The sequence below is a fragment of the Candidatus Symbiopectobacterium sp. NZEC135 genome, from assembly GCF_025962695.1.
Genome location: NZ_JAGFPF010000021.1, coordinates 22,553 through 39,963, shown reverse-complemented (window position 1 = coordinate 39,963; position 17,411 = coordinate 22,553). Strand labels below are relative to the sequence as shown.

Here is a 17,411-nt window from a genome sequence, read left to right as displayed (position 1 = left end):
TTTCCCTTTATGTAAGGGATGAGGACGCCGGGATTTTCAGACATTAAGGAAGCTGGCAATGCTCTATCACCGTATTCCCCATAGTGCTTTAGAAGTCAGCGTGCTCAGTCTGGGCACCATGACGTTTGGTGAACAAAACAGTGAAGCGGAGGCGCACGCGCAGCTCGATCGCGCAGTGGCAGCCGGCGTTAACCTGATTGACACCGCAGAAATGTACCCCGTACCACCGCGACCGGAAACACAGGGGCTCACGGAACGCTATATTGGCTCATGGTTAGCCTCGCGTGGCGGCAGAGAAAAACTGATTCTGGCAAGTAAAGTCGCCGGGCCAAGCCGTGGCAGCGACGCCGGTATTCGCCCGCAACAGGTATTGGATCGTAAAAATATCCGTGCCGCGCTGGACGCCACCCTCACTCGCCTGAACACCGACTACCTCGATCTTTATCAAGTGCATTGGCCGCAGAGACAAACCAACTGCTTTGGCAAATTGAACTATCAATACACCGATGACAAAGCAACAGTGACGCTGCTGGAAACGCTGGAAGCCCTTGAAGAACAGGTTCGTGCCGGAAAAATCCGCTATATCGGGGTATCGAATGAAACCCCTTGGGGCGTGATGCGCTACCTGCAACTGGCTGAAAAACATAATCTGCCGCGCATCGTCTCCATCCAGAACCCGTACAGCTTGCTCAACCGCAGCTTCGAAGTGGGTTTGGCTGAAATCAGCCAGCACGAAGGGGTGGAACTGTTGGCGTATTCGCCTCTCGCCTTTGGTACCTTAACCGGGAAATATCTGAATGGCGCGCAGCCTGCTGGTGCGCGTAATACGCTGTTCAGCCGTTTTGTGCGTTACAGCGCGCCGCACACCCAGCAAGCCATTGCTGAGTATGTCGCCCTTGCGCAACGTCACGGGTTGGATCCGGCACAAATGGCGTTGGCGTTTGTTCGTCAGCAACCGTTTGTCGCCAGCACCATCCTGGGAGCAACTACGCTTGAACAGCTCGACACCAATCTTGCCAGCCTGGAGGTGCAATTGGATGCCGATGTGCTGGCTGAGTTGGAAGAGATTCATCGCCGTTTCACCATCCCGGCGCCTTGATATCCACGCTATCTCACTGTTAAGGCCCACTATTGGGCCTTTTTTTAACTAGCAGCTCGAAGCACCGCTAAGCAGAGGAAACAAGCCGCCGTGCTGCGGATCGCTATTCAGCCATTTCGATGCGCTAGCGGTATAGGTTTCCAGCGGCTGGCTAAAGGTTAATTTTTCAGCCAAATCGACATTGATGTCTGAAATGGTCACACTCTTGTTTTTCAAACCGTTCTCATTGAACATCAGATGACTGTTAACCGTGGTAGAAACCGTGCTTGAACCGCTCGATAAAGGCAACATGTCATCCCGCGACGAACCCAGTTGCTCCACCGGCCAGACTATCTGGGTTGCAATATCAACGCCGTTGCTCTTGCTCACGGTAACCGTTGTCTGAGGCGGCCCCAGTTTCATCCATCGATTATCGATAAAAATCACATTGCCAGACTGATGATTGAGCTCATTAAGTACCTTATTACCGACGTTATTCAGAACATTTTTGGGCGCAATATGGTGCGTCAGCGCCAGCAGGCTCATAGGATGGTGGTTAACCATGTCAGAAAGCTGTCCAACTTGACGCTTTTGCCCTTCAGACAGCCCCTCAGGTAACGCAAGCGTGTCTTTGATAATCGAAAACAGATTGCCCCCCATATCAACAGCTCGTTGACCATAGCTTTTATGGCTATTATCGATATGGAGAGCCATTCCCTGCCGTAACGCATTGATAAACGAGCCACCAGCGAAATAACCTCCCGCGTCTTCAGGGTGCTTCACTGGCAAAGAGAAGCCGTTTTTCATAAAAGCCGTTAGCTCGGAGGAAACCGCATAGTTATCATGATGTTCGAAGGAAACAGATTCAAGCTCATTAAGCCAGTTTTGACCAATCGCGATGGTAGACAACGGCATTTTTTCTAATAATGGTTTTAGTTGCTCATATTTATTTTGGAATTCACCACGAACCTCTTTTGGCAGTTCAGCAATCATCTTGAACATCTCATCAACCAGTTCAGGCTGTTGTGTTTTATGAGCAAGGATGGCCAGTTCAATAAGATCGGAGACTGTTTTTTTGTCTCCATTGGCAGTCCCCATTGGTAGGAACGCATTGAAGACTTCTCTTATTTTAGCGGGCAATTGCAAAACATTCCGCATCACTTCTGATTGCAAACACAAGGATGAAACATGGCTGTAGGTTTCTGCGGTTACGGATGAAATCACTGAGCACAGTGAAATTTCCGGGACGACTTCTTTACTTTGCGTATAATGCCGCTGCAACTCTTTTGCTGCAATGCGGTGCAATGCGGTATTACTTTGATATTCTGCTTTATCCAGAATTGTGCGTTTTAATACCGACATAAATGTCGCGGCGATCATCTTCCCACCATAAACACCGGTGAGGGCATTTTCTATTGCCAGTTTCATCACCTGTGAACCTGATTCCTGCGTTGACCAAACGCATAAAATACGCTCCAGCGCGTGATCTTGTAACATATCAGGCAGAAAACGCTCGGCAATTTTACTTGCCAGGAAGGTGGAACACGAATTATTGCCATTGTACTCCATCAGCAAAGAGACTAAGGGACTAGCCCCCTCTTTTACCTGCGCCACCGTATTATCAAACAATACGCTTCTGCCAAGGCTGACAATTTCAGCGCTTCGCTCACCCAGCAATTTTTGTTCACACGCGTATTGCTGAGCGAGATTAACCGTACCGGACAGGATATTCTTCGCCAATGTATCGCGACTGACCGAACCAAAAGTGATGCGGTTAACCAGCGTATTAACGACTTTACTGCTGTCCATCGCTTTATAGGTTAGCGTACGGGCAGCCAGTTTCATGCCATCTGAAATCTTCATCGTGTACGTTGATACCTGTTTCTGCTGATAGTGGTTTGCGCAATTGAAGGTCGCGAAGCCCGATTGGCAATATTGGGAAGGTGCTCTTGCCAGTACTGAATTTGTGTAATGAGTGTGTCGATACGTTTTATCGCGGTCTCGGCATCCATATTATCCAACGTGAGCAGATGAAACAGAATCACCTGATTACCGCTGGCATCAAAACCAAACCAGCAACGCTCGGTTGCGACCCCAAACAAATGGATTTGTAACAACGATGCGAAAAAATCATCTGAGAGACGCTCTGCCGTACGCATGACGGGCGAAAAAAGATAGGCCTCGTCATTACGGCACTCAATATTCAGTTCAACATTGTTCTCAAAGCGAATAGCACAGCCTCCGCTATCAACGGCTTTATTAATATCTACATGCATATCGGCAGACATTGCCTGCAACAATTCGGCGAAGGTCATATTAAGTCCTTTGTTAAATAATATTTATCCATCACGCTTCGTATTGCATAGGCAAAAGTGAGAAGCAATAAACGCAAATGCCCGTTAAAGGTCACTCGTTTACCACTTCATATTTATTCTTCTTTATTTTTACAATGGCATGAGAGAAATAAAATCGAGTAACAGCATGATATATGTATAACCATAACTAGCTTTCACAAATCGGCTATGCGCCTTATCAAACGCCGGGGATATAAAACGGGGACATAAAAAGCCACTCTGACGAAATACGTATTTTCATCAGAGTGGCGTTGTAGATACGATTACGGTAGGGATTTAAGCAACTGCTTACGTTGGTTTTCCAGTGAAATGACTCGCTGGCATACATCCTTGCCAAAGCGCTGGAACGTGAGTTCCTGGCTGTTCCACTCGGTTTGAATTGCTTGTTGCAGGTTGCCAAGGTTACCCATCATCGCCTGCAACGGATTACCGCCGCTGGAAAGCTGCTTTACCCCCATCTCGTTCAAGCTGTCTTGCAACACGCCACCAAGGGCTTGCTGCACCAACTGGCGGCCATCCTGCTCCACCTGTTTGACGGCCTGGTGATGAAATGCAATGCCATCACTGCGCGGCTCAAGAATGCGCGCCATCTGCTGCTTGAGTTGGGTATCCAACGTGGTCAGCCGGGTGCGCACATTGCTGTCACTGCCCAGTTCCTTAGCAATGACACCATCCAGCGCCACGCGCGCTTTTTCCAGATGCGCCTGTGTGCCCTGCTCAATCCACGGCAGTTGCTGACGCAAATCCGCTTGATACGCTTTCGCCTGCTGACGCTGTGTCGCAGTAAGCGTTAATGCCGTCTGGTTGCGGGTGACATCGCCCTGCGGCGAAATCACCAGATTGCCACTTGCGCCAACCACCTGCACTTGTTGCGGTGTAATGAAGATGTCATCCTGCGGATTCACTTCACATTGATACGCCGCCTGTGCCTGCCAGGACAACAAAGCCAACAGAGAGAGCATTACCGATCGCAACATGTCGTCTTCCTATAAAAACAGAATCAGGAGAGCAGATTTTCCGGCAGATCCCACCAGATATCGAACAGTTCGCTAACTTTAACCTCTTGCAACTGCTGGGCTTTCAGCCAGGCAGCAACCTGCTCACGGTGCGCATCGGTGCAATGGCCGGTCTTCTGCAAGCAGATCAACCCTTCCCAGTGCAGATAACCGCTGCCTTCAAAGGCCAGACCAGCCGGATCAATCACATCGTCAACAAACTTATCCAGGGTGGCATCGATAGTTTCTACCGACGAGCCCTCAGCGAAACGCCAGCTTACCGAAAAGCCCAGTTCCTGAAACTCATCAATGTGTAACTTTTTGCGCAAACGACGACTGCGTTGTTGTGCCATTATTCTATCCTCTCAAACATAAGATCCCACACTCCGTGGCCTAACCGCTGGCCGCGCGCTTCGAACTTGGTTAACGGGCGAGACGTTGGGCGAGGAACGAAGTCCTGCGTAGCAGAGAGATTACGGTATCCCGCCACATCACGCATGACCTCAAGCATATGTTCCGCATAAGGCTCCCAATCTGTGGCCATATGAAAAACGCCCCCCTTCGCCAGCTTGCGCAGCACCCGCTCCGCAAAGGCTTTTTGTACAATACGACGTTTATTATGGCGCGCTTTGTGCCAAGGATCAGGGAAAAAGAGCTGAACCATGGCCAGTGATCCATCGGGGATCATCTGCTCTAACACGTCTACCGCGTCATGACACATCACGCGCAGGTTGCTCAGATTAGCTTCCTGCGCCGCTGCCAGGCAGGCTCCGACGCCAGGAAGATGAACCTCAATCCCTAAAAAATTTTGCTCAGGGTGTTGCTCTGCCATGGTAACCAGCGACGCCCCCATGCCAAACCCGATTTCCAATACCGTCGGCGCTTCGCGACCGAAAAGCGCGGTAAAATCGAGCGCCTGCGCCTGATACTCTACCCCCATCACGGGCCAATAGTTATCCAACGCCTGCTGCTGCCCATTGGTTAAACGCCCCTGACGGCGCACAAAACTGCGAATACGGCGCAGCGGACGCCCATCCTCATCAAATTCCGGTGAAATGACGTTATTGATCATAGAAAACGTGTGCCGATGGCCTGTTCAAATTCGCCCAAAGAAAGGCGCATTATGCAAGGATACCGCGGTTTAGCAAGGGGGATACCTCGGAAAGTTCCGGTTTACAGCACATTAACTCTGTGCTGGAATCGCTGTCAGACTTTTCACCCGGCAAGAGAGTGGCTTTTTATGATGCAAGCGCAGCCGTTCGCGCAGCAGGTGTTGGCATGGTATGAGCGCTATGGCCGCAAGACGCTGCCGTGGCAACAAGAGAAAACGCCTTATACCGTCTGGCTCTCTGAGATCATGCTACAACAGACGCAGGTCACCACGGTTATCCCCTATTTTCAACGTTTTATTGCACGCTTTCCCGATGTACGCACCCTTGCCGCCGCCCCCTTGGATGAGGTGCTGCACCTGTGGACCGGCCTGGGGTATTACGCGCGTGCGCGTAACCTGCACAAAGCCGCGCAAACCATCGTGGAACAGCACGGCGGAGAATTTCCTACCACATTGGATGCCGTTTGCGCGCTACCGGGTGTCGGGCGTTCCACCGCAGGTGCTGTGCTATCCCTTTCTCTCGGCCACCATCACCCGATTCTTGATGGCAATGTAAAACGCGTACTGGCACGCTGCTACGCGGTAGCCGGCTGGCCGGGTAAAAAAGAGGTTGAACATCAGCTCTGGTCCCATAGTGAGCAGGTGACGCCCGCACAGGGCGTTAGCCAGTTTAATCAGGCGATGATGGATTTAGGTGCAATGGTATGCACCCGCAGCCGCCCCAAATGCGAACTTTGCCCGCTGAGCAACGGTTGTCTGGCTTATGCCAACCACAGCTGGGCCAGCTATCCGGGTAAAAAACCGAAGCAGACGTTACCGGAAAAAAGCGCCTGGTTTCTATTACTGCAACGAGGCAATGAAGTATGGCTGCAACAGCGGCCTGCAACCGGGCTATGGGGAGGATTGTTTTGCTTTCCACAATTCAACACCCATGATGATGTGGAACCTTGGCTGGAACAACGCGGTCTGAAAATCACAGACGTCCAGCAATTGGTGTCGTTTCGCCATACCTTTAGCCATTTCCATCTGGATATTGTTCCGCTCTGGCTCGCATTACCCACTGACATTCCTCACGCTTTGCACGATGCTTGCATGGAGGAAAAGGCCGGTCTCTGGTATAACTTGGCGCAACCGCCCGCCGTTGGGCTGGCTGCACCGGTGGAACGACTATTACGTATGTTAGCGCAACACTCCGGCGGCAGTTTGATCTGACCAGCACGCGTTATCCAAGAGGAATCAGCATGAGCAGAACCATTTTTTGTACTTTTTTACAACGTGAAGCCGAAGGGCAGGATTTTCAGCTTTATCCTGGAGAACTGGGCAAACGCATCTATCAGGAAATCTCGAAAGAGGCATGGGCGCAATGGCAGACCAAGCAAACCATGCTGATCAACGAGAAAAAGCTCAACATGATGAACGTGGATCACCGCAAACTGCTGGAACAAGAGATGATTAAGTTCCTGTTCGAGGGTAAAGAGGTCCACATCGAAGGCTATACCCCTCCCAGCGCATGACATCAGGGCCTTGTGGCCCTGTTGTCTCTTTATGCTGACACCGTGTTGCGAATGAACCGTTAATAACAAGATACTTATAACGAATCATCTATGAAGAAATTGCTAGCGTTGTTGCTCGTTGCGCCCTTGCTGATCTCCTGTTCCGGCAAGCGCGGCGATCTCAATAATGAAGAATTCATCAAGGATACCAACGCCTTTGACATTCTGATGGGGCAGTTCGCCCACAACATCGAGAATATCTGGGGCCTGAACGAAGTGCTGATTGCCGGCCCGAAAGACTACGTCAAGTATACCGATCAATATCAAACCCGTAGTCACATCAACTTTGATGCCGGTACGATCACTATCGAAACCATTTCAGCGACCAATTACGTCCCGAGTTTACGCCAGGCCATCATCACCACACTGTTGATGGGCGATGACGCCAGCAATACAGACCTTTACTCTGACGCCAATGATATTCAAATCAGCCGTGAACCGATGCTTTACGGTCAGGTATTAGATAACACCGGACAACCCATTCGTTGGGAAGGACGCGCCGCCAGCTTTGCCGATTATCTGTTGCAAAACCGCTTGCAGAAACGGACCTCCGGGCTGCATGTGATCTGGTCCATCACCTTCCAACTGGTGCCAAACCATCTGGACAAGCGTGCGCATAAATACCTGCCGCTGATTCGTCAGGCTTCCGAACGCTATGGCATTGAAGAATCGCTGATTCTGGCAATCATGCAAACCGAATCCAGCTTCAACCCTTACGCCGTCAGCCGTTCTGATGCATTGGGGCTGATGCAGGTAGTGCAGCACAGCGCCGGACGTGATGTGTTCAAGAGCAAGGGAAAATGGGGGCAGCCGAGCCGCAGCTACCTGTTCGATCCTGAGAACAACATCGATACCGGCGTGGCTTATCTGGCGATTCTGAAGAACACCTATCTGGGGGGAATTGAAAACCCCACCTCACGTCGCTATGCCGTTATTACCGCGTATAACGGTGGTGCGGGCAGCGTACTGCGTGTGTTCTCCAGCGACAAGGACAGGGCCGTTAGCCTGATCAACCAGATGTCGCCAGGCGAAGTCTACGAGACATTGACCACCAAGCACCCGTCATCCGAATCGCGGCGCTATCTCTACAAGGTCAACTCGACGCAGAAAAACTATCGCCGTTAATCGAGATGTTCCCCTTACCTCTGGCGTATTCGTACGCCAGAGGTACATACGGTCAATGCCAAGTTTTATCGAGAAAATCGCTGATGGCTGCAATGACCTGAAGGTGTATTTGTTCACGAGAGCGCTTGTTTCCGTCAACGCAGATGATGCCATCTCCCGGTTGCTCTTGTTCAAGCAGAGTAACCGCTCCCGACTTACACACCTGCATGAAACTAAAATGCGAGGCATCGTTTATTTCCAAATAACGGGTACGCTGCTCGGGCATTTGCTGCGCCATAAAGTATGACTCAACCTTGGCAGGAAGCTGGGAATCAGGCTCTCCTGCACTAATAACCAGTGTGGGAATATCAATAGCCGCTAGACTTTGAGAAGTAAAACCGCGAGCTAACCCTAGGTCCAATGAGACAACAGCCGTTACGCGCGGATCACGCGCGGATTGCCCTAACAACGTATTTGCTTGCGCCTCTTGTTGTATCCCCATTTTCTGATACACGATACAAGAAGCCAGCTCAGTATGCGTGAGACAATCGGTTTCAAACTGCTGAGTATCAAAACGCCCGCCAGCTAACGCCAACACCGTCCATCCCCCTAATGAGTGACCAATAGCGCCAATTTTTCCCGGTGCAATAGTCCCGACGTCACTTTGTTTGTTTTGAATGGCTGAAATAACCCGCCGTATATCATCTGGACGTAGCCAAAGTTTGGCTGCAATCGCCTTATTCATCATCATTGACGTCGTACCAGGATGGTCAGTGGCAGCAACGATATAGCCTTGTTGCGCCAACGCGTGTCCCAACCAAAGCTGATTGCGCCAATTACCACCAAATCCATGAGAGAGTACAACAAAGGGATGCGTGCCGGACTCTGGATGTACGTTTTCTTGTACGTCGACACCGAAAAAAGCCAAATTTTCACCTACTGATTTAACCGGTATATCACTCTGTGCAGCAGGATAAAGCACAGCGATATTAAGCATGCGTTCGGGGACATCATTTGTTAGAGCGAACTGACGAAACCCCACTTGAGAAGAAGCCAATGCTGCCGCACAGAACAGCCCTGCTCCGAACAAAAAACCAGTACGCCACACCATAATTTCGTTTCTCCTGTTTGAACGCGGGGAAATTGTGCCAGCAAATAGCCGAAATAAGAAAGTCAATGTCTCCAGGATGCTGCTAATTTCGATGCGGCTGAGGTGTAACACTTCCCACAAAGCACAATGTCATATCACTCTTTTTTATTGCACACATTCCCAACACTTTTTTTGCCAGCAAAGACGAGAAAAGGTAGCATCGCTGCCCGAAACAAACATAACAAAGGGTTATGACTGCGGAGCGAGGAGAAGCAAACCGCGCACCTGCATGACCGCAACGTCAGACCAAACACCATCAGGCATGAAAGACCAGCAGGAACACAAACAGAGCATGACACACCACAACACAACAGATGTGACGCATCAGACCAGCAAAAAAAACTGGCTTGATTCCCACGAAAAGGGTTATCAAAAAAGCATTAGCAAACGCCACGTGCAGATGATCGCCATTGGCGGATCTATCGGTACCGGGCTGTTTTTGGGTGCAGGGGCACGTCTGCAACTGGCAGGCCCTTCACTGGCGCTGGTGTACCTCACTTGCGGTATCTTCTCTTTCTTTATCCTGCGTGCACTCGGTGAATTGATCGTGCATCGCCCTTCCAGCGGCAGTTTTGTCTCTTACGCACGCGAATTTCTCGGCGAAAAAGGCTCGTACCTCGCAGGCTGGATGTATTTCCTGAACTGGGCGATGACCGGCATTGTGGATATCACGGCGGTTGCGCTCTATATGCACTACTGGGGAACCTTTGCCGATGTGCCGCAGTGGGTGTTGGCTTTAGGTGCGCTATCCATCGTTACCACCATGAACCTGATTGGTGTGAAATGGTTCGCCGAGATGGAATTCTGGTTTGCCTTGATCAAGGTGGCGGCCATTTCACTGTTCCTGATTGTCGGTACGGTGTTTCTGGCAAGCGGTCACCCTGTTGCGGGCAACCCAACCGGTTTTCACCTCATCAGTGATAACGGCGGCCTGTTCCCCCACGGGTTATTGCCCGCATTGGTGCTGGTTCAGGGCGTGATCTTTGCCTTTGCCGGCATCGAAATCATCGGTACTGCCGCCGGTGAAGCCAAAGATGCCCGACGCATTTTGCCCAAAGCCGTTAACAGCGTGATTTGGCGTATCGCCTTGTTTTACGTCGGCTCCATCGTGCTGCTGGTCTGTCTGCTACCGTGGAATGCCTATCAGGCCGGACAAAGCCCGTTTGTCACCTTCTTTAGCAAGCTGGGTGTGCCCTACATGGGTGATGTAATGAACGTGGTGGTGCTTACAGCCGCACTATCCAGCTTGAATTCTGGCCTTTACTCGACCGGACGCATTCTGCGCTCCCTGTCTCAGGGAGGCTCAGCACCACACTTTCTATCGAAAATGAGTGCGCAGTCTGTACCCTATACCGGCATCATGGTGACGGTGGCGATCCATATCGTTGGGGTATTCCTCAACTATATTGTGCCGTCGCAAGTGTTTGAGATTGTGCTCAACATGGCGTCTATCGGCATCATCTGTTCCTGGGCCTTCATTATTTTGTGCCAGATGAAGCTGCGCCAGGCCATCAAACAGGGTAAAGCTGAACCCGTTTCATTCAAAATGCCCGGTGCACCGTTTACGTCATGGCTTACGCTACTGTTCTTGCTGGGCGTGGTGGTGCTGATGGCGTTTGACTACCCGAACGGCACCTGGACCATTGCCTCCACGCCGGTGCTGGCTATCCTGCTGATGGTGGGATGGTACGGGCTGAAAAAGCATCGCGCTGCGGCTAATGGCGAAATCGCGGCGGCACCCGCGTCTGCTACTGAATAAAAAAACGGCGCGAGGGTTTACGCCTCGCGCCATTAATACCGTTACGATTATTCCTGAATCACATGCGCACACAGGCGCTTGCTGCCATCGTCCTGCTCAACGCTGTAAACGCCTTGCAACTCCGGCGAGAAACCTGGCATCCAGTTAATACCTTCCTCTAACGCCAGGAAGTAACGCAGTACTGCCCCGCCCCAAATTTCTCCCGGCACCACGCACAGCACGCCCGGCGGATAGGGAAGCGCACCTTCTGCCGCGACACGCCCTTCAGCCTCAGCCAGTGGGATCAAATCCACTTCTCCACGCACAAAGGCATTGTTTGCCTCTTGCGGCAGCATCACGGCACGCGGCAACGTCGCTTTGCGGAACATGGCTTTCTGCAAATACTGCACGTTGTGACTGACATAGAAATCATGCATTTCCTGGCACAATTGACGCAGCGTATAGCCAGAGTAGCGCTGTTCATATTTATGATAGAGATTCGGTAGCACTTCGCTTAACGGCGCATCGCGCGCAATCAGCGCTTCAAAACGGACCAATGCCTCCACCAGATACGACAGCTTGGCGCTATCTTCCGCAGGCGTCAGCAGAAACAGGATCGAGTTAAGATCGCTTTTCTCTGGGATAATGCCATGCTCACGCAGGTAGTTGGCCAAAATGGTGGCCGGAATACCAAAAGCGGCATATTCACCGCTGCTGGCATCAATACCGGGCGTCGTCAGCAACAGCTTGCACGGATCGATAACGTACTGCCCCTGCGCATATCCTTCAAATGCATGCCACGCCGCTCCCGGCTCGAAATCGAAGAAGCGCACATCCTGCGCCATGTCGTCCGTGGCGTGATCCTGCCACGGCACGCCGTCGATCAGATCGGGAACAAAAGGTTTGATCAACGAACAGCGGGCCAGCAGTTGCTTACGGGTATCAATCCCCAGCTTGACGCATTCGAGCCACAGGCGACGACCACTGCTGCCTTCATGCATTTTTGCATTCACATCGAGCGCGGCAAACAGCGGATAAAACGGGCTGGTCGAGGCGTGCAGCATAAAGGCGTGGTTGAAGCGCTTATGGTTGCAAAACCGCTTTTGCCCTTTGATGTGCGTGTCTTTTTTATGGATCTGCGAGGTTTGCGAGAAGCCCGCCTGCTGCTTGTGAACCGATTGGGTAACAAAGATGCCCGGATCGTTCTCATTCAGTTCCAGCAACAGCGGCGAGCACTGCTCCATCATCGGGATAAACTGCTCGTAGCCCACCCAGGCAGAGTCAAACAGGATGTAATCACATAGGTGACCGATGCTATCCACCACCTGACGCGCGTTGTAAATGGTGCCATCGTAGGTGCCAAGCTGGATCACTGCCAGACGGAACGGACGCGGCGCATCCGCGCGATGCGGAGCCTCTTCCCGAATCAAGCCACGCAGATAAGCTTCATCAAAGCAGTGCGCATCTACCCCGCCAATAAAGCCAAACGGATTTCGTGCCGTCTCTAGGTAAATAGGCGTCGCGCCCGCCTGAATCAGCGCGCCGTGATGGTTGGATTTATGGTTATTGCGATCGAACAGCACCAGATCGCCCGGCGTCAGCAACGCGTTGGTCACCACCTTATTGGCTGACGAGGTGCCGTTGAGTACGAAGTAGGTTTTGTCGGCATTAAACACTTTGGCCGCAAACTTCTGCGCTTTTTTCGCCGCCCCTTCATGAATCAACAGATCGCCCAGTTTCACATCCGCATTGCAGATATCGGAACGGAAGAGTGTTTCACCATAGAACTCAAAGAATTGACGCCCGGTGGGATGCTTGCGAAAAAATTGGCCGCCCTGATGGCCCGGACAGGCGAAGGTGGAATTACGCATGCCGACATATTTGGACAGCGTATCGAAAAACGGCGGCAATAACCCGGCCTGATAATCCGCCGCGGCTTTCTCCAGCAACGGGGCGTGCTCACCCGCACCGTCAACACGCAGCCAGCTGCTGCCAGATGGCAACACGTCCTCTGCGGAATACCACGGTTCGTTCACCACAAACGCTGGAATGCCGAAACCGGTGTGCTGCAACAACGACAACACCCCACATCGCGCCTCTTCAAGAGAAACGACAACCGCGGCTACGTCAGTAAAGTCGGTTTGACTCAGAGAGACAATTTCTCGCTGGGTATGGAGACGGCCTGCAACCGTCGCGTTTGCTGCAATTTTTAACTGTTTCATGTAACCAAACCCAAACACTTAAGGATGAGTAGTGGCGCAAAGGCACCGTGTAAAGCGTCATCACTGTCAGGCCTAGATGGCATACCCGCAGATTAAAACAGATATACATTAATCTTATGACAAGACCAGACGGTGCGACTGACAAATACCGCTTTTTGCCTATACGGCTTAACACGCAAGGAGAAACTGGATCCAGCTCCGCCCGATAGACATCAGTAAAATCAGAGCGATGCGCTGTTCTTACTCATGCCTAACAGTGAGCATCAGAACGCCTCACCGCATGGTGAAGGAGGATAATCGAGAGAATGCAGACAAGCGGAAACCGAGCCCACAGGCAGGCATCATCGACAGCCCGGCGCGTACAGCCTGCACCTTGCGCAATGAATCTGACATAGTGGCGCCCTCTTTAACCGCTCGTGAATGGGGAGTAAAAAACGGCGTCATAGTGGCACGGTTTTTTTTCAAACACAATACGCCCAACACGGATTGCGCCGAATAAGAAAACGTTTGCCTAGCTGGTTATCAAACCCAGAAAACCATTTTTGCTGCAAAAATGCACGTTACTGCTCGAATTCACAGCATTCGTATGGGAATGTGATATAAACTCATTGACGGCACTGACCCAATACGGTTTAATGCGCCCCGTTGCCCGGATAGCTCAGTCGGTAGAGCAGGGGATTGAAAATCCCCGTGTCCTTGGTTCGATTCCGAGTCCGGGCACCACTTCTTCAGAGCCTGTTCGTTAAGGGTTGAGATCCTCAACGGGCATGACAAAAGGTCCCCAGCATCATGATGGTAACTTGCATACCGCATCGATGTTGAACACAGGACTTAAGAATCCAGAGGATGTTCTAGCACCCTCTGGATTTCTCGCATCCATAGAAAATTACTACAGGTAAGGTATTTACCCTCAGAACACACCTGTGTCAATCTTCTGTAAAGAAAAAGTCGGATTTTTCTCCATGATGTTTATCAGATGCTTAGGTTTGCGTTTCCCCTCTTTCTAAGCAGCCTCTAGCTCCTCAAGCATCGTTCTCACCCTATTCAAGTCCGTTTCAACGTATTGCAACGTTACCGCTGGTGTTGAATGACCAAGCAGCTCCTGCGCCATTTTGATATTGCGATCAGGCAGGCTCATCAGGTTGGTGGCGATGGTATGACGGAACCGATGCGGGCTGATCGCACAGCCACATTCCCGCGACAGACGACGAAAGAATGCCCGCAGGGGAGGATGGTCCATGTTGGTACTCTCTTCTTTGCGACGCCCATCAAAACGCGAGACGTTGAATAACTGGTTTGAAGTGGTTTACTGAATTTGGCCACCTAAACAGAGGTGATATGCTCACCTTAGAACAACACAGGTTCTCCAATGAAAAGAAGAAATTTCAGTCCTGAATTCAAACGCGAATCCGCTCAACTGGTACTTGACCAGAACTACACCGTTGCAGACGCAGCCAACGCTATGGATGTCGGCCTTTCCACAATGACGCGATGGGTGAAGCAGTTGCGTGATGAGCGACAGGGAAAAACACCAAAAGCCTCCCCCATTACCCCGGAACAAATTGAAATCCGTGAGCTCAGGAAAAAACTACAACGTATTGAAAGGGGTGTTGCGTTGACAGATTGAATCTACAACCGCGCTCTTGATGTCAGACTCCCTGAACAGTTCTCGATAATCGGGAAACTCAGGGCGCGTTAACGGCGGTGGGTGTAGTCGGTTGCGCGCGGGAGGGCTCCAGGTAAGTGGAGATCCCCTGCTTCATGGTGGCGATATCTCGCATCGCCTGCTGATAATCAAAATAGAAGCGTGCATCCTGGTTCTGGTTCGCCACGACGCGAGCGCGGTCAAGTCCTGCTTGAAGCTGCTCTAATTGGCGCATGACCAGCGCCAATTCATCTTTCTCCGACGCCTGGCACTGCAGCACCGGCAGGACTGTCAGTAACAGTGCACAGAGGGTATTCATATGGCGCATAGGCTGCTCTCCCGGTATATCTGGTGCTCGGGAGAGTGACGCAAAGCCGTTAGGCTGGCAGTAGGAAATTTTTTATGGATTGGTGAAAATTAAAAGCGGGAAAATGTGCCACTCAGTGCATAGCGCACCAGCTATGCTCATAATGTCTCTGTCACATGTAATTTTTTTGAGTATAAATCCAGATGAATCAAACCGGAGTAACAATGACGCCATTTCAGCGGTGAAGGCATGGTCGTAAAAGTACTAACAAAAAAAGAACCTGCAGATACGACAAGTTCTGGACAGGCTCGACACAAAATTAGAAACTGCGATTTAAATTGTCTCTCTCGCAATCCTCATTACTAAATTATGCTCGTATGGCGACATTAGTCTGTCATATATTGAACACGGGTAAGTTCTTATTTACCATCTTTTCCATTACTGCCATTATGCCCGCCATTTCCCCCGCCTTTACCGCCAGTTCCTCCGTGTCCTCCAGGACCAGCATTTCCGCCGTTACCCCCATTACCAGTCCCGCTTCCATTACCGCCATTCCCGCCATTCCCACCGGCATCTCCCGCATTCCCACCATTCCCACCATTCCCACCATTTCCTCCGCCCTGTCCATCTTCGCCTGGTTCACCATCTTCACCTGGCAAACCATTGGCACCATTGGCACCATTGGCACCATTGGCACCATACCGGACATTTAAAAAACTGTCTCGCCCCCCCCCACTACCAATATTACTCCCACTTAACACAGTATATTCATCATGAACAGGGTGAGAATTATCAACATTGGCAAAAGATAAAAAAGGAACAGCAAAAAAAACAAATGGAAGTTGTTTTAACATAATAAAACCCTCTAATTTCAATCTATCTTGATGCCAATTGCTTGGCATCATTTAAACGACTAAATCTAAGCTCCCTTACTGCCCTTCCCTCCACCATGGTTTCCATTGCCATTCCCAGCGCCATTATTATTTCCACTCTCGTTTCCGCTACCATTATGACCGCCATTTCCACCTGGACCGCCCGGTGAATTATTACCATGTCCACCATTACCGCCATTGCCACCATGCCCACCATCACTTACTTTAGAAATTGAAATCGCGTCATTATCCGAAAACAAAAGTGATGAACTGCTTCCAGTACTGACTGCTGCTTGAGATAAAAATGGCACTGTTAACAATGCAATACCTATTGCAATCAATGATGAATTATTTTTTTTCATTCCGTCATATTTCTATTTAAATTTCGAGATACGTGAATTAATTACGCCATAATTCTTCATGACGAAAATTTAGTGTACGCCGCAATTAATAAATATAAACTAAACAAAAAACACCCCAAACGACCACGCTGCATCAAAAAAACGCACTTAAAAAATGAAGAAATTACTCAGCATTAAAAAAGCGAGCCATAATGTTTCAAAAATTACATTCAGAAATAAAAACATTCTAATAGTTAATCTATCTCGCAATTCGAATCATTGCTGTCATCCTTAATAATTGCATTGAAGTCCCTCAGATATATATGCGGGATGACGGAAAAAAGTAGAAACACACTACAAATATTTCTTAAACGTAGCAGTCACCACAGTCAACACCCCACCAATCAACAGCGCAGCGGGCAGCAATAACAGATTAGGCCACACTGCTGTGGGCCAGGCGAGATACAACATGCAGGGACCATACAGCGCGGGTTTGATAAAACGCTTGGCGTGGTGGTAGACAAAGCTAGACTCATAGCCGGCACCATATCGGCGCAAATCACGGCGAACCAGCCCTTCAACGATACTGGTGATAACCACCAGAGCAAACAGCGGCAGGCTCAAGAACAGGATCATCACCCGGATAAAAAAAATCAGCGCGACCCACAGCGTAGCCTGCAGATACTCGCCCAGCCACTGTACCAGCGTTGCGCCGATACGGTTCAAATCGGGTATCAGTCCCTGCCCATCGGTACGGGTCTGCTTAAACGATTGCAGCCAGTGGCTAAAGCCACTGTCGACAAACAACCACTGCCAGGCGAGATGAACCCAGCGGCTGACGGTTTCCACCGGTGCCCCCGAATTCGCCATCAACAATGGTACATCGCAAATTCTTCCCACGTCGTGTGCCGTTTTGCTACGCCGGAGGATTAGGCAAGAAA

At 50.6% G+C, this 17,411-nt stretch carries 15 protein-coding genes, 1 tRNA gene and 3 pseudogenes; 8 read left to right on the top strand and 11 right to left on the bottom strand.

The window, feature by feature from the left end; genetic code table 11:
* Positions 1–58: 58 nt before the first annotated feature.
* Entirely contained in the window at positions 59–1,099 is a 1,041-nt protein-coding gene (locus J5224_RS12510) for an NADP(H)-dependent aldo-keto reductase (protein ID WP_264625686.1), read from the top strand.
* A gap of 48 nt (positions 1,100–1,147) precedes the next feature.
* On the opposite strand, the gene J5224_RS12505 is transcribed toward J5224_RS12510, so the two are convergent.
* The 5 genes from J5224_RS12505 to trmB all read right to left on the bottom strand — a co-directional run bounded on the left by J5224_RS12505 (position 1,148) and on the right by trmB (position 5,499).
* The gene (locus J5224_RS12505; protein WP_264625685.1) at positions 1,148–2,887 is read right to left on the bottom strand and encodes a hypothetical protein; all 1,740 of its coding nucleotides are present in this window, start codon (positions 2,885–2,887) and stop codon (positions 1,148–1,150) included.
* Positions 2,888–2,937: 50 nt separating this feature from the next.
* Positions 2,938–3,393, bottom strand: a complete 456-nt coding sequence (locus J5224_RS12500; protein WP_264625684.1) for a type III secretion system chaperone — start codon at positions 3,391–3,393, stop codon at positions 2,938–2,940.
* A 302-nt stretch (positions 3,394–3,695) separates the two neighbouring features.
* Positions 3,696–4,409 carry a DUF2884 domain-containing protein gene (locus J5224_RS12495; protein ID WP_264625683.1) on the bottom strand — a complete coding sequence of 238 codons (714 nt, stop codon included), beginning with the start codon at positions 4,407–4,409 and terminating at the stop codon, positions 3,696–3,698.
* 23 nt (positions 4,410–4,432) lie between these two features.
* Complete coding sequence (locus J5224_RS12490; protein ID WP_264625682.1) at positions 4,433–4,780, bottom strand: YggL family protein; 348 nt, start codon at positions 4,778–4,780, stop codon at positions 4,433–4,435.
* Entirely contained in the window at positions 4,780–5,499 is a 720-nt protein-coding gene (trmB, locus tag J5224_RS12485) for a tRNA (guanosine(46)-N7)-methyltransferase TrmB (protein ID WP_264625681.1), read from the bottom strand. The genes J5224_RS12490 and trmB overlap by 1 nt, the downstream gene beginning before the upstream one ends.
* A 168-nt stretch (positions 5,500–5,667) precedes the next feature.
* On the opposite strand from trmB, the gene mutY reads away from it, so the two are divergent.
* The 3 genes from mutY to mltC all read left to right on the top strand — a co-directional run bounded on the left by mutY (position 5,668) and on the right by mltC (position 8,216).
* On the top strand, positions 5,668–6,750 hold the full coding sequence (gene mutY, locus J5224_RS12480; protein ID WP_264625680.1) for an A/G-specific adenine glycosylase: 1,083 nt from the start codon (positions 5,668–5,670) through the stop codon (positions 6,748–6,750).
* A gap of 29 nt (positions 6,751–6,779) precedes the next feature.
* Positions 6,780–7,052 carry an oxidative damage protection protein gene (locus J5224_RS12475; RefSeq protein WP_264625679.1) on the top strand — a complete coding sequence of 91 codons (273 nt, stop codon included), beginning with the start codon at positions 6,780–6,782 and terminating at the stop codon, positions 7,050–7,052.
* A 90-nt stretch (positions 7,053–7,142) separates the two neighbouring features.
* A complete protein-coding gene (gene mltC, locus J5224_RS12470) occupies positions 7,143–8,216 on the top strand; it encodes a membrane-bound lytic murein transglycosylase MltC (RefSeq protein ID WP_264625678.1) in 1,074 nt (357 codons plus the stop codon).
* A 52-nt stretch (positions 8,217–8,268) separates the two neighbouring features.
* Here the strand turns inward: mltC and J5224_RS12465 are convergent, their stop codons facing one another.
* A complete protein-coding gene (locus J5224_RS12465) occupies positions 8,269–9,306 on the bottom strand; it encodes an alpha/beta hydrolase family protein (RefSeq protein ID WP_264625677.1) in 1,038 nt (345 codons plus the stop codon).
* 331 nt (positions 9,307–9,637) lie between these two features.
* Between J5224_RS12465 and ansP the strand changes: the two genes are divergently transcribed.
* Entirely contained in the window at positions 9,638–11,104 is a 1,467-nt protein-coding gene (gene ansP, locus J5224_RS12460; protein WP_264625676.1) for an L-asparagine permease, read from the top strand.
* Positions 11,105–11,151: 47 nt separating this feature from the next.
* On the opposite strand, the gene J5224_RS12455 is transcribed toward ansP, so the two are convergent.
* Positions 11,152–13,305, bottom strand: a complete 2,154-nt coding sequence (locus tag J5224_RS12455) for an ornithine decarboxylase (protein ID WP_264625675.1) — start codon at positions 13,303–13,305, stop codon at positions 11,152–11,154.
* A gap of 647 nt (positions 13,306–13,952) precedes the next feature.
* Here J5224_RS12455 and J5224_RS12450 point away from each other — a divergent pair.
* Positions 13,953–14,028, top strand: a tRNA-Phe gene (locus J5224_RS12450).
* A 280-nt stretch (positions 14,029–14,308) separates the two neighbouring features.
* On the opposite strand, the pseudogene J5224_RS12445 reads toward J5224_RS12450, so the two are convergent.
* A pseudogene (locus tag J5224_RS12445) lies at positions 14,309–14,602 on the bottom strand (site-specific integrase); the annotation flags it as partial.
* 72 nt (positions 14,603–14,674) lie between these two features.
* On the opposite strand from J5224_RS12445, the pseudogene J5224_RS12440 reads away from it, so the two are divergent.
* A pseudogene (locus J5224_RS12440) lies at positions 14,675–15,001 on the top strand (transposase); the annotation flags it as partial.
* Here J5224_RS12440 and J5224_RS12435 read toward each other — a convergent pair.
* Entirely contained in the window at positions 14,991–15,278 is a 288-nt protein-coding gene (locus tag J5224_RS12435) for an RAQPRD family integrative conjugative element protein (RefSeq protein WP_264625673.1), read from the bottom strand. The pseudogene J5224_RS12440 and the gene J5224_RS12435 overlap by 11 nt on opposite strands.
* A 356-nt stretch (positions 15,279–15,634) precedes the next feature.
* Between J5224_RS12435 and J5224_RS12430 the strand changes: the two genes are divergently transcribed.
* Positions 15,635–15,970 (top strand): hypothetical protein, encoded by a 336-nt coding sequence (locus J5224_RS12430; RefSeq protein ID WP_264625672.1) that lies wholly within the window; start codon positions 15,635–15,637, stop codon positions 15,968–15,970.
* A 206-nt stretch (positions 15,971–16,176) separates the two neighbouring features.
* On the opposite strand, the gene J5224_RS12425 is transcribed toward J5224_RS12430, so the two are convergent.
* Both J5224_RS12425 and J5224_RS12420 read right to left on the bottom strand, forming a co-directional pair.
* Entirely contained in the window at positions 16,177–16,491 is a 315-nt protein-coding gene (locus tag J5224_RS12425) for a hypothetical protein (protein ID WP_264625671.1), read from the bottom strand.
* A gap of 333 nt (positions 16,492–16,824) precedes the next feature.
* A pseudogene (locus J5224_RS12420) lies at positions 16,825–17,346 on the bottom strand (TIGR03747 family integrating conjugative element membrane protein); the annotation flags it as partial.
* Positions 17,347–17,411: the final 65 nt, after the last annotated feature.

Bases quoted from the DNA above. Each gene is read 5' to 3' on its own strand.
- J5224_RS12495 (WP_264625683.1), bottom strand. From the start codon at position 4,409: ATGTTGCGATCGGTAATGCTCTCTCTGTTGGCTTTGTTGTCCTGGCAG.
- J5224_RS12435 (WP_264625673.1), bottom strand. From the start codon at position 15,278: ATGCGCCATATGAATACCCTCTGTGCACTGTTACTGACAGTCCTGCCG.
- J5224_RS12490 (WP_264625682.1), bottom strand. From the start codon at position 4,780: ATGGCACAACAACGCAGTCGTCGTTTGCGCAAAAAGTTACACATTGAT.
- J5224_RS12505 (WP_264625685.1), bottom strand. From the start codon at position 2,887: ATGGACAGCAGTAAAGTCGTTAATACGCTGGTTAACCGCATCACTTTT.
- J5224_RS12425 (WP_264625671.1), bottom strand. From the start codon at position 16,491: ATGAAAAAAAATAATTCATCATTGATTGCAATAGGTATTGCATTGTTA.
- ansP (WP_264625676.1), top strand. From the start codon at position 9,638: ATGACACACCACAACACAACAGATGTGACGCATCAGACCAGCAAAAAA.
- J5224_RS12475 (WP_264625679.1), top strand. From the start codon at position 6,780: ATGAGCAGAACCATTTTTTGTACTTTTTTACAACGTGAAGCCGAAGGG.
- J5224_RS12465 (WP_264625677.1), bottom strand. From the start codon at position 9,306: ATGGTGTGGCGTACTGGTTTTTTGTTCGGAGCAGGGCTGTTCTGTGCG.
- mutY (WP_264625680.1), top strand. From the start codon at position 5,668: ATGATGCAAGCGCAGCCGTTCGCGCAGCAGGTGTTGGCATGGTATGAG.
- J5224_RS12500 (WP_264625684.1), bottom strand. From the start codon at position 3,393: ATGACCTTCGCCGAATTGTTGCAGGCAATGTCTGCCGATATGCATGTA.
- J5224_RS12510 (WP_264625686.1), top strand. From the start codon at position 59: ATGCTCTATCACCGTATTCCCCATAGTGCTTTAGAAGTCAGCGTGCTC.
- trmB (WP_264625681.1), bottom strand. From the start codon at position 5,499: ATGATCAATAACGTCATTTCACCGGAATTTGATGAGGATGGGCGTCCG.
- mltC (WP_264625678.1), top strand. From the start codon at position 7,143: ATGAAGAAATTGCTAGCGTTGTTGCTCGTTGCGCCCTTGCTGATCTCC.
- J5224_RS12455 (WP_264625675.1), bottom strand. From the start codon at position 13,305: ATGAAACAGTTAAAAATTGCAGCAAACGCGACGGTTGCAGGCCGTCTC.
- J5224_RS12430 (WP_264625672.1), top strand. From the start codon at position 15,635: ATGGCGACATTAGTCTGTCATATATTGAACACGGGTAAGTTCTTATTT.